The following is a 12,895-nucleotide window of genomic DNA, read 5'->3' as shown; positions in this document are numbered from 1 at the left end:
GAGTAATCCTCCTTTTCAACACCCGGCCGGTTGTTAGTATCGTATTAAAAGTTCCACTACGATACAATACAAATATGAAGCATCTGTAACGGTACAGTTTTAGGAGGTATTCATGCTAAAATACGTAGCTTTGTTTAATGAATTTGAATCTCTCATCCAGAATGGACGGCTCAAAGCGGGCTTTAAACTCCCATCTATTCGTCAATTAAGCGATAAACATCAATGTAGTAAAAGTACAGTCTTGAAAGCCCTGCAAGAATTGGAAAAGAAGCATTTAATCTACGCGGTTCCTAAAAGCGGATATTATGTCGTACAAAAAGAATTTGATGGTAAAAGCGAACCCACAACGGACATCGACTTTGTTACCTCCGCTCCCGCTTGGCATCAATTTCCGTATCATGACTTTCAACATTGCATTAACAAAGCCATCGATACCTATCAGCAAGAATTGTTTATCTATGGTACTCCAAAAGGACTGCCCTCTTTAATTAAAGTGATACAAAAACAATTAGAGCAGTATCAGGTTTTCGCAAAAGAAGAACAGATTTTCATTACTTCTGGCGTGCAGCAAGCACTTTCCTTATTAACGTTAATCCCCTTTCCAAATGAACGTACTCATATACTTGTTGAGCAGCCTAGTTATCATCTATTTGTGGAGCAATTGAAAGCGTACAAGATTTCCGTGCTAGGAATCGAACGAACAGCAGAAGGTATTGATTTAGAGGAGTTAGAACGGATTTTTAGTGATCAGGAAATTAAATTCTTTTATACGATGCCACGTTTTCATAATCCGTTAGGGACTTCTTACTCTAAAATGGAAAGAGTGGAGATACTAAAACTTGCGGTAAAGTATGGTGTCTATATTGTAGAAGATGATTATTTAGCAGATTTCGAAGAAAATATGAAGGTAGACCCTATTTTTTCCGAGGACACCCATAATATGGTCATTTATTTAAAAAGCTTCTCTAAAATAATGTTTCCAGGATTACGCATAGGTGTTGTCGTATTGCCTAAACCATTAACGGACAGCTTCCAACTATATAAAAGAACAGCTGATATTGATAGTTCCATGATTTCACAAGCAGCCTTGGAAATCTACATAAAAAGCGGTATGTTTAAACACCATAGAAACAAAGTGCGACTTTCCTATTCATTGCGTGCAAACATGCTATATGATGCTCTAGAAAAGTACTCTGCTCCAGGCTTTTATCGCCCAGCATCCATATGTATGAACGCTCATATCGTACTGCCTCATCGTTTAAATAGTACTCACCTCATCAATAACTTACAGAATCAACAAGTACTGGTAGAGACGATGGGTCAAAATTATATAGATGGCTTTCACCAGGAAAAAATATTAAAACTAAACGTGTCCAATACAAATATACAAAAACTTGAGCAAGGAATAGCTCTTATTTTCAATGAATTGAATAAAAAGGAGAATTATTACTTATAAAACTTTTACATAAGGTAAAGTCACTTTCCACACAACAAAAAATAGTGAAAATATTTTTTCTTATTGTAGAACTGAAAAAATATGGGAAAATGAGCACAAACAAAAAAGAGCCAATTAGAATTGGCTCTCAACAAAGCTTTATTTATAAAATTTGATACGATCCTCAAGTGGTTTGAATTCTTTATCACCCGGTTGAGCTGTTGGATTTCCAAATGGCATTTGCGCAATCAATTTCCAATTGCTTGGAACATTCCATTCTTTTTTCACTTCATCATCAATTAGAGGATTATAATGCTGTAAAGTTGCTCCCAATCCTTCTGCTTCAAGTGCCGTCCAAACAACTAATTGATGCATGCCTGATGTTTGTTGTGACCAGATTGGGAAGTTATCGGCATACGTTGCAAATTGTTCTTGAAGTGATTTCACTACAGATTCATCTTCAAAGAATAATATTGACCCATATCCCGCTTTGAAGGAATCCATTTTTTGTTGAGTGCCAGAGAAATCTCCCTCACCAACCGCTTTCCTTAAAGCCTGCGTCGTAATATCCCATAATTTATCATGTGCCGATCCTGTTAAAACAACAAGGCGGGAGGATTGGGAATTAAAAGCCGATGGCGTGTGTTTTACCGCAAATTCAACTATTTCTTTAATTTTCTCATCCGATACATGGACTTCTTTATTGATTCCATAATATGAACGTCTCTCTTTAATGGCTGTGTAAAAATCTTTAGTCATGATTCATTCCTCCAGAACATTTTTTCTATTTCAAATAATTATTCCATTTTTTATTTCTACCTATTTTAGTATGGGCATAAACCAATATATCATTCGCAATTATTCTTTAATGTATTCCTTGGTGCTTCTTACTGTATCAATGGGACGGACCAACTTTTCGATTTGATCCCTTTTCGGTTCCAAGAACGGTGGTAAAGATAACTTTTCCCCAAGCGTTTCATACGGCTCATCCCCCATGAATCCAGGACCATCCGTGGCAAACTCGAATAAAATTTGCGGCGCCACTCTTACGTAAAGCGACTCAAAGAAGTGACGATCGACATAACCGGACGTATGAAATTGGAAGCTTTCCATTCGTTTGATCCATTCTTCCAGAACGGAACGGTCTTCAACACGGAAGGCTGTATGGTGAACAGTCCCAAAACCCTGCCGTGCCTGAGGAAGGATCGAATTATGCTCGACGATCACTTGTGCACCATTCCCGCCTTCCCCTACCTCAAATAGGTGAAATGATCCTTCCTTGTCTATTTCTTTGAATAATAGGACTTTTTCCATCATTTCTTTAAAGTAATCGAAATTGGCGATCCGAATGAAAATTGGTCCTAATCCTGTAATAGCGTATTCAAGAGGAATCGGCCCTTTTTGCCAAGGGATTCCAGCTGCAACCCCTTCATTATTTTCATCTGAGATCAATTGATATTGCTGATCATCAAAATCCACAAATGAAATGATCTTTTTACCAAATTGTTCTTGGATTCCTGTATTCTTTACCTCTAATCGGTCAAAGCGTTTAACCCAATACTCCAATGCCGCATCAGTCGGTACACGGAAGGATGTTTTGGAAATCTCATTAGTCCCATGCTCTCCTTTAGGAATACCAGGAAAATCGAAGAATGTCATGTCAGTACCCGCACCGCCAACATCGTCGGCAAAAAACAGGTGATAGGTTTGGATATCATCTTGGTTAACAGTTTTCTTGACTAAACGCATGCCTAATATATTTGTGAAAAATTCATAATTTTTTTCAGCACTACTTGTTATGGCCGTTACGTGGTGTATACCTTTTAAACCATTCATACATTATTCCTCCCATTAAAACGATTCAATTTATGGATATTCAGCGTTTTCCTTAATCCCCTATATTTTTCCTTCAAAAAAGAGTGGCTATTCATTAAAGGGGTTTGATAAGGTGTTTCTTATTATCTTGAATTAATATATCTTTATTTAAAGATAATTTATCATGAATACCCTTCACTGTCAATAACATTGTCTCAAATTAATATATCTCAAAATAAAAATAATTTCAGACAAAAAAACTTTTTTCCTTAAAGTAAAGACCATTCTGTATTGGGTTAATGTCATAGCTATAAATAGCGGCAAAGACAATCAATTCTTTGGCAATAATGAAGTAACACTATTAATGTGTTCCCATACGAAAGCCCCCAACATAAAGCAAACTCTTTACGTGAGGGCTATTTCGTTTTGATTACTTATTTTACTTGATGCAAATCAGCTTGTTTTCCAGATGAAGAGTTTGTGCCATCATTTTCTTTTGACCTCTTAGAGGAAAGATAAACTCCTGCGAAAATAATCAGCAGGCCAATGATTACATTAGGATTAATCGCTTCTCCAAGGAGGATATACCCCCAAACCATAGCGGTAGCAGGAATAAGGTATGTAACAGATGCGGCTAACTCAGGGCTGCCATTTTTATTGATGTAGAAATAGGTCAGCTGGCCGACCCCAGAGCCAAAGCAACCAAGTCCGACTATGGCGAAAATCGTCAGCGGTTCCATCAGCATCACTGGCTTAAACGGCTCTGTTAGTAGCATCCCGATCAAACCGATAACGGCACCCGTGAGCAGCGTAAACGTCGTAATGATCAATATGCTGGTACTGGAAAGAAATCTTTTCGTAAAATGACCGGCAAAACCATAACAGATGGACGCTAACAGCATTGTCCCAATCCCGATGAATTCCCTTCCGAAAAGCTGACCGATTTGAAAATCCATCAATACTAGAATTCCGAAGAAACCAATTAGAATGCCCATCCATTGTCGGGGGGTTAGAACGTATGAAAAAATGATAAATCCGATGATCCCCGTCCAGATCGGAGTGGTTGCATTTAGAATCGATGCCGTGCTGCTGTTAATCTCCGTTTCACTTAAAGGTATTAATCCCCATGCTAATCCGCAATTGAAGATTCCGACAACGACCAGTGCTTTCCATGGCAATTTCCAATTGATTTCCCTGCGCTTCCACCATAAGATGGGAAGCAGAACAACAGCACCCGCCAAACAGCGGAGAAATACAATCCCCCAAATGCCCGCAGGCGGTAGCAGCCACTTCATAAAAACAAACGATAAACCCCATATCAAACTAAGGCCGATTAAAGCCCCGTATAATCGAAGCATGATGCTCCCCCTTCCTACTTTCCTATTATGACAAACATTGTTAGGGATTTCATAAAAAAATCTTGCTATATAAGATGAACTTGAAATTTTTTTCAGCCAAAATGAAACAACACCCTATAAAGGCAAGATAAAGATGTCTAAAAAAAAAGTGGCTTGAGTTCATTAAAGAAGGCAAGCCACTGTGCAGGCTTGCCTTCATCTAAAAATGATGTAAAAAACGCAGCTTATTATTTCGTTTCTTCTGCCTACCGCCCGTTTAAATTTCTGTGCTAAAGTTTGGGATAATACCTTTTACTTAGAATTTTCTCTTATACCCTTAAGCTAATTTGATATTGATATTAGTAATAAGTACGTTTTATCTGCTCAAATATTTACGTTTGTCGCCTAATAAATCAAGTGATTATTATATTTTTACATCGGCATCAGAATTGACCATTATTTTCATATTGGCGATGGCTACAGTTTCTCCATTTTGTTTTTTTATTTCTTGGTTGACTGTTACAACACCTTGATAGCCCTTTTCAAAAAGATCAATCACCTTTAATTCTACATGTATCGTGTCCCCAATAAAAGTAGGGTTTGTAAATCGTACTTTCTCCAAACCATAAAATGCAACGACGATTCCTGGTTCAAATTGAAATAAGCCGGTTGCAGCCGAAAGTATAAGCATTCCGTGGGCTATCCTTTGCTTAAATTGTGTATTTGCTGCATACTCCTTATCAGTATGGAGAGGAAACCAGTCACCGCTAAATGCAGAAAACATTACTAGATCTGCTTCGGTTATAGTACGTCCTTTCGACACCCATGTTTCTCCGATTTCATATTGATGGAAATATTTATTAAACATTTTTCCAATCTCCTTCTACTTGGGCTTAAATTAGCAGGCGGAAAATTCAGATATTAAATACTATAGAATATATAATTTAGTGATAGTTTTTAAAATCAACAACTATAAAAAATGTTTTGAAGACGTACTATCTGATGTAAAAAGCGTTTAAAGCTAGAAATCGAACTTATTTTCCAATGCTCACCGGCAAATATTTAAACGATGGCAAACAAGCTGAATATACCAATTACAAAGAATACAGCAAGTGTCTTTATAATGGTAATAACAAAAATGTCTTTATATGCCTGGCGATGAGTGAGTCCCGTAACAGCCAGAAGAGTAATTATAGCTCCATTATGTGGCAAAGTATCAAATCCACCAGCTGACATAGCAATGACACGATGTAAAACTTCCAACGGAATGTCAAAATGAGCAGCTGTTTGTATATACGTATCCGCCATTAGGCTCAACGTAATGCTCATCCCACCAGATCCAGAACCAGTAATGCCGCACAAAACATTTGTCATGATCGCCCCATTAATTAAAGGATTCGAAAACATACCAGTAAGATAGTCTTGTATCACAGTAAAGCCGGGTAAAGCAGCAATCACACCCCCAAAACCATATTCGGTTGCCGTATTCATGGTTGCAAGCAATGCCCCACTAATCCCTATATTAATACTCGAATTGAAATTTAATTTGACAGCTTTTAAGTTTAATAAGACGGTTGCTATTATTCCGAGAATAAGAGCCATCTCTACAGACCAAACACCAATAACTTTAGACATATCAACATTTCCATAATCTTTTAACCCAATATTAGCAAAATCAAATCCTTTGGCATACCAAAGAGGAAACGACTCAGTAAAAAACTTATTCATTACTCCAACTAACGCTAACGGAATAAAAGCAAGCCAGTCTTTTCTACTTATAGCTTTTTCAGAATCCATCCCCAACTTATTAGTCGTTTCCACCGATAAAGCAGAACTAGCTGCCATTTCTGCTTCAGCAGCTTCCTTATCAATAGCTTTATCCCCAATTCCAAAATACCCTTCACCATTTCTAGCTGCCTTATGTCGACAATGATTTAAATATAAAAGGCTCAAGGAAATGATAAATATTGCCCCAATAATCCCCAATGTCGGTGCAGCATAGATATCAGTTTTAAAGAATCCCGTTGGAATGACATTCTGAATTTGCGGAGACCCTGGAAGTGAATCCATTGAAAAGGTAAAAGCACTAACTGCAATTGTCGCAGGAATTAAACGCTTTGGAATATTAGCTTCGCGAAACAGCTGAGCAGCAAATGGATATATGGCAAACACTGCAACAAACAAACTAACTCCGCTATATGTCAGGATTGCGCCCATTATCACTATGGCTAGAATGGCTTGTTTAGCCCCGATAAAACGGACAATAATTTTAGCTATGCTCTTTGCAACACCGCTTATTTCAACCAATTTCCCAAAAATAGCACCTAGTAGAAAAACCGGGAAGTATAATTTAACAAATTCAACCAACTTAACCATAAATATATTAGAGAAGAAAGGTAAAACATGTCCAGGATCCGTTAAAAATACAGCAAACAAAGCGCACAATGGTGCAAAAAGAATAACAGAAAATCCTCGATATGCTAGAAACATAAGTAATCCAAGTGAAATAATAATTATCATTACATCCATATTGATTTCCCCCTTTTTCTCAAAATATAATATGTTACATTTGTTGCTGGTTAGAATGCATTGCCCCAAGACTTCTTTGGCATCATAGTTCACTTTTCTAGTGAACATAAAGTAAAGAACTCTAATTAATTTCCCGAATAGATTTTTTTAAAAATAACATTATCTATTTAGTTTATTAACAAAAATTATTTAACTGCAGAATCTTCTTTTTTCAAAAATTGGACTTCACTCTGGTTTTGTCATGCTGGATTACTGATCAACGAAGTTCGGCTCTCTTTTACTAATAAAGGCTTCAACGCCTTCCTTAACATCCTTCGTCTGAAAAACATGACCAAAGTTTTCAGCTTCAATCACGAGTCCATCTTCAAGTGTTTGTTCATAGCCATAATCAATAGAATGCTTTGCAAAAGTTAAAGATTGTAACGAATAATTGCAAATACATTTTGCGATTTCCATTGCTTTATTTATGGATTCCCCCTTTGGCACGACATGATTAACAAGCCCTATTTGTTTGGCCTCTTCTGCATTCAGTGGCTCACCAGTAAAGATCAATTCTTTTGCTTTTGCTTTACCTATCAGTCTAGGAAGTCTTTGAGTTCCCCCTGCTCCTGGGAACAACCCCAATTTAATTTCTGGAAGCCCAATCCTAATTTGTTCCTCCGCAATCCGAATGTCACAACTTAAGGCAAGTTCACATCCTCCACCTAATGCTAATCCGTTGATTGCAGCAATGGTTGGTCGAGATAGACGTTCAATTTTATTAAGTGGTTCCTGAAGCCAAAGTGATTTCCCCTTTCCTTCTTCGACTCCTTTTCCTATCCATGCTGGAAATTCTTTAATATCTCCACCAGCAACAAAAGCTCTTTCGCCTTCACCTGTAAGGATAATGACCTTAACATTGTAATCGCTTTCAATTTCATCCACCACAAAATTCAATTGTTCTATAACATCTGCGCTTAATACATTAACAGGTGGATTATCAATAATAATTTTTGCAATATTACCCTGTTTCGACCATGAAACAACTTGATTTTTATTCTTCATCGGCTTTCCTCCTCAACCTTAAATGAACTTGTGGGGTTCCAGATGTTCTTGCATTGCTGAAAACGTGCATCAGTGGATAAACCAGTTATCTTTATAGAATCCTTTGTGGTTATGTGCATTTTATAAACAAATTGAAATAATGTATTTAAAAAACCTGTACCTTTTTAACCTATGGGAAATTCCTTATTTATTCCATACCACTAAACTGTTTTCGAAGAATAAACTTTTGAACCTTTCCGGATGGGGTACGTGGAATTTCATCAACAAATGTGACCTTTCTAGGTTTTTTGTAGCTAGCAAGATGTTCCTTACAGTAATTAACAACATCTTCTTCCGTAAGTTTGGCTCCTTCTTTTTTAACAATAACAGCACATACAGCCTCAATGTATTTCGGATCAGGAATACCAATTATAGAAACTTCCTTCACCTCCTCATGGCGGTATAAGACGTCTTCAATTTCCGCTGAGTAAATGTTTTCACCACCGCTTCGGATCATATCTTTTTTTCTGCCTGCAATTGATAGATACCCATCATGATCGAATTTTCCCATGTCTCCTGTTTTACACCAACCATTCACAAATGTTTCCATTGTGGCATCAGGTTTCCTCCAATACCCCTCAGAAACCGCTGGACTTTTAATAGCGATTTCACCAATTTCACCAACAGGCATGGGCGTTCCATCTTCATCAATAATATTAATTTCTGTAAGCGGCATCGGCTTTCCAACGGTATGGCCTTTTGTAAAAGCATCCTGTGGTTCAAGCGATGCCGCAATTGGTTGTCCTTCAGTTAACCCGTAAACTTGAACAACTCCAATATGAGGAAACCTCTTTTTTAATTGTTCCAATGCCCATGGCATTAGCGGGTCACCACCTGTATATATAGTTTTTAAAGATTTTAGCTGATACTCTTCAATTTCAGGCAAATTTAGCATTTCATAAATCATAAAAGGGAATAAAAAAGCATCAGTCACATTTTCCTGTTCAATAACGGAAAGAATTCTTCCAATCTCGAATTCTTGGCTTTTTGTAATTATTACGCTTCCACCCATCATAAGAATAGGAAGTGCGATATCTTCCATCGCCCCAACATGGTATAGTGGTCCTGTCGTCATCGCAACTTCTATCCCTGTAAATTTCCATTTCAGCGCTTGAATCGTAGAAAACCAGAAAGTTGTATCATGAGTCCAAATCGCACCTTTAGGTCTTCCCGTTGTGCCTGATGTGTACATCAGCATGACCGGATCGTTTAATTTAATGTTATCGACTTTGACCTCATCTACCGAACCACTTTCTAAAACACTCCATGACTCAGACCAACCTGGGATTGAGCCATTTCTATGAGGAAGACAAAAATAACGCTCAACCGAAACATGATTACAAACTGATTCCAGCTGACTGGCTAAGTTCGAATGGAAGCACAATATTTTTGTCTGTGAATCATTTAATGCATACTCAAGCTCAGCACTTGATAGCCTAAAATTAAGTCGAACGGCAATTGCGCCGATTTTCGCAATGGCAAAATATAGACTAAAATATTCGAGACAGTTGTAAAGTAAAATACCGACACGATCCCCTTTTCGAACTCCTAATTCGTAAAACTTGTTTGCATACGCATTTGATATATGGTGGAGATCCATGTACGTCATTGACTTTCCTACTTCTTCTTTTATTRCTATTTTTCTAGGATTTAAATTATTTAAATCATTTGCCATTTTTCTTGTTATAAAACCGACATCCAATGAAATTCCTCCTTTTCAGTTTAAGCAGATTCAAATTATAGTTTATCGATTCCTTTCCTCCTTTCTTCAAATTTGAATGCAAGATTCATTCCAACACGTAACCCCTCTATACTGACTTACTTTTTCTAATTATCGAGGAATATTCAATTATTTATTTTCTGATTTTTCAGAAAAGAATTAAAAAAAATCAACTGAATTTAGATCAGTTGATTTTTTATTCATTAATTTTCATAATTTAAATAAAATTTAAATCTGTTCTATAGTCTTTTTCTCCTTTAATGTGAACTTTACCTACACTAATATTGAAATTAAAATATTTATCCGGGATTTCGGAATGAATTCTGAAATCCCGGATTAATTTTTATTGGTCAGAAATCTGATATTTTTTTATTTTATCGTAAAGGGTGGAATTCCCTATTCCAAGAGTTTCCGCAACCCGTTTTTTATCAAACTTAAACCTTCTTAACGCTCTTTCGATTGCCTTCTTTTCTGTTTCCTCCACAATATCCTTTAAACTTTCTTCTTTCATTTTAACGTTATGACGTTTTAGATAATCAGGTAAAGCATCTTTTCCGATTACTTCGTCATTTGATAGGTGAACACCTGCATCAATCACATTCTCTAGTTCTCTGATATTCCCTGGCCAGTTATATTGCTCTATTACTGAAAGCACCTCAGGATGTACAGAAGTTACTCGTTTTCCTATTCGAGCTGTGACTTTTTTTAAAAAATAATCAACAAGTACAGGGATATCTTCAATTCTATCTCTTAAAGGGGGAACAAATAATTGGACTGCATTAATTCTATAAAATAGGTCTTCACGAAATAGCTTTTCTTCCACCAATTTTTCTAAAGGGCGATTTGTTGCAGCAATCACTCGAACATTTAGTTTTTTTGGATAAAGCGAACCTACAGGCTCAAATTCCTTTTCCTGAAGAACCCTTAATAACTTGACTTGCATATGCTGAGGCATATCACCAATTTCGTCAAGGAAAACAGTTCCACCATCAGCAAATTGAAACTTTCCTATTTTCCCTCCCTTGTTTGCCCCTGTAAAGGCACCTTCTTCATAACCGAAAAGTTCAGATTCTAATAAGTGTTCCGGAATTGAAGTACAATTTATTTTCACAAGTGGTTTGTCACTTCTCCCACTTAACTGATGAATGCTATGTGCTATTATTTCCTTGCCTGTACCGCTTTCTCCTCTAATTAGTACAGAGATATCACCTCTAGCAACCCTTTTCACAAGTTCTTTTAACTGTTGTACTTCTTGTGAATTTCCAATTAAATTGTGTAAGGAATACTTTACTCCATTTGTAACATCTCTTTCATTTTTGTAAAAATTATGTTTTGTCAGTATCTCCTTAATGTGGCTATTCATTTTGTTCCAGTCATCAAGATCACGAAACATTATTGTCCCAATCGCACCAATTATTTCCTTATTCTCGATAATAGGAATGCGATTAGCTATAACAAAATCACCACGAAGAAAATGTATATCAGCGATTTCCGATTTACCTATTTGCACCACTAGGTGTAGCCTTGTATTTTCAATTATATTCGTCACATGTTCACCAATCACTGTACTGCGTTCAACATTTAAAAATTCACAATATTTATTGCTAATATATTGAATTTTTGCGTGACTATCGACAATTACAATTCCATAATATGTACTTTCAAACACCATATCTAATAGTTTATTATTGGATAATTGTCCAGTATTCATCATTAGTTCTCCTTTACCTAGAATGCTTTACCATATAATACCACGCAATCCATTCAATATATATTTACGAAGTGAAAATTCCCTAAAAATCACTGAGTTTTATATGCCCTCTCTAGCCTAGGAATATTTTTTCACTATAGATGATTTATTTACCGCAAAAAAAAAGCCTGGCAACCTTTATTATAGTTGCTAGACTTACGTTCATTTTTAAGATCAATCCCAATATAAACACCAATTTAAACGGATGCGCAAGGTTCGTTCCTCCATGCAGACCATTTAATAGGCAGCCAGGTCCCGGAGTGCCTTTTCCACTTTTTCAGGATTCACCATGAATGATTTCTCTAATGATGGTGAATATGGCATAGCAGGAACATCCGGGCCCGCGAGTCTCATGATTGGGGCATCAAGATCGAAGAGGCAGTTTTCTGCAATGATCGCCGATACTTCACTAATGATGCTTCCTTCCTTATTATCTTCAGTAATCAATAGGACTTTTCCTGTTTTAGATGCAGCTTCCATTATGGCTTCTTGATCTAATGGATAAACGGTTCGTAAATCAAGTATATGAACGGATATGCCATCACTGGCCAGCCTTTCAGCTGCCTGAAGCGCAAAATGAACACAAAGGCCATAAGTAATCACTGTAACGTCCTCGCCTTCACGTTTTACATCCGCCTTACCAATCGGTAAAACATAATCATCATTCGGCACTTCTTCTTTAATTAGGCGATAGGCTCTTTTATGTTCAAAGAAAAGGACAGGGTCATCATCGCGAATGGCGGCTTTCAATAACCCTTTCACGTCATAGGGTGTAGAGGGCATGACAATTTTAAGTCCCGGTTGATTGGCAAAAATGGCTTCAACGGATTGTGAATGGTATAACGCCCCATGTACACCACCGCCGTATGGAGCTCTGATGACGATAGGACAATGCCAGTCATTATTGGAGCGATAACGGATTTTTGCAGCTTCCGAAATGATTTGGTTGATTGCTGGCATGATAAAATCAGCGAATTGCATTTCCGCAATCGGCCTCATTCCATACATGGCCGCGCCGATGCCGACTCCTGCGATTGCGGATTCAGCAAGCGGTGTATCAATGACACGCTGTTCACCGAATTGTTCGTATAACCCTGAAGTCGCTTTAAACACGCCGCCCTTTACCCCTACGTCCTCACCTAATACAAATACACGGGAATCACGTTCCATTTCTTCCCGCATCGCCATTATCACGGCATCTATATAAGATATCACTGCCATCTTCT

At 37.2% G+C, this 12,895-nt stretch carries 10 protein-coding genes; 1 reads left to right on the top strand and 9 read right to left on the bottom strand.

Annotated features, from left to right (window positions below; translation table 11 throughout):
• Positions 1-112 precede the first annotated feature (112 nt).
• Positions 113-1,456: an aminotransferase-like domain-containing protein gene (locus AC1DIV_RS00500; RefSeq protein ID WP_477575601.1), complete on the top strand. Its 1,344-nt coding sequence runs from the start codon at positions 113-115 to the stop codon at positions 1,454-1,456.
• Positions 1,457-1,594: 138 nt separating this feature from the next.
• Here AC1DIV_RS00500 and AC1DIV_RS00495 read toward each other — a convergent pair whose 3' ends face one another.
• The 9 genes from AC1DIV_RS00495 to AC1DIV_RS00455 form a co-directional block, all read right to left on the bottom strand.
• Positions 1,595-2,194: a nitroreductase family protein gene (locus tag AC1DIV_RS00495; protein ID WP_340876164.1), complete on the bottom strand. Its 600-nt coding sequence runs from the start codon at positions 2,192-2,194 to the stop codon at positions 1,595-1,597.
• Positions 2,195-2,293: 99 nt separating this feature from the next.
• On the bottom strand, positions 2,294-3,271 hold the full coding sequence (locus AC1DIV_RS00490) for a ring-cleaving dioxygenase (protein ID WP_318291611.1): 978 nt from the start codon (positions 3,269-3,271) through the stop codon (positions 2,294-2,296).
• Between the two features lie 413 nt (positions 3,272-3,684).
• Positions 3,685-4,608, bottom strand: a complete 924-nt coding sequence (locus AC1DIV_RS00485) for a DMT family transporter (RefSeq protein WP_340876163.1) — start codon at positions 4,606-4,608, stop codon at positions 3,685-3,687.
• Between the two features lie 403 nt (positions 4,609-5,011).
• Positions 5,012-5,455 (bottom strand): MaoC/PaaZ C-terminal domain-containing protein, encoded by a 444-nt coding sequence (locus tag AC1DIV_RS00480; protein ID WP_336862549.1) that lies wholly within the window; start codon positions 5,453-5,455, stop codon positions 5,012-5,014.
• A 194-nt stretch (positions 5,456-5,649) separates the two neighbouring features.
• Positions 5,650-7,116, bottom strand: a complete 1,467-nt coding sequence (locus AC1DIV_RS00475) for a GntP family permease (protein ID WP_406594511.1) — start codon at positions 7,114-7,116, stop codon at positions 5,650-5,652.
• A 249-nt stretch (positions 7,117-7,365) separates the two neighbouring features.
• Positions 7,366-8,160, bottom strand: coding sequence for an enoyl-CoA hydratase/isomerase family protein (locus tag AC1DIV_RS00470; protein ID WP_336862552.1), 795 nt, complete (start codon positions 8,158-8,160; stop codon positions 7,366-7,368).
• 187 nt (positions 8,161-8,347) lie between these two features.
• Positions 8,348-9,901 carry an AMP-binding protein gene (locus AC1DIV_RS00465; RefSeq protein WP_477575599.1) on the bottom strand — a complete coding sequence of 518 codons (1,554 nt, stop codon included), beginning with the start codon at positions 9,899-9,901 and terminating at the stop codon, positions 8,348-8,350.
• A gap of 361 nt (positions 9,902-10,262) precedes the next feature.
• Positions 10,263-11,633 (bottom strand): sigma-54 interaction domain-containing protein, encoded by a 1,371-nt coding sequence (locus AC1DIV_RS00460; RefSeq protein ID WP_477575598.1) that lies wholly within the window; start codon positions 11,631-11,633, stop codon positions 10,263-10,265.
• A 273-nt stretch (positions 11,634-11,906) separates the two neighbouring features.
• A complete protein-coding gene (locus AC1DIV_RS00455; protein WP_048682397.1) occupies positions 11,907-12,890 on the bottom strand; it encodes an alpha-ketoacid dehydrogenase subunit beta in 984 nt (327 codons plus the stop codon).
• Positions 12,891-12,895 lie beyond the last annotated feature (5 nt).

Source organism: Peribacillus sp. 05N428 (genome assembly GCF_056397085.1).
This window is presented reverse-complemented; position numbering and strand designations above follow the sequence as displayed.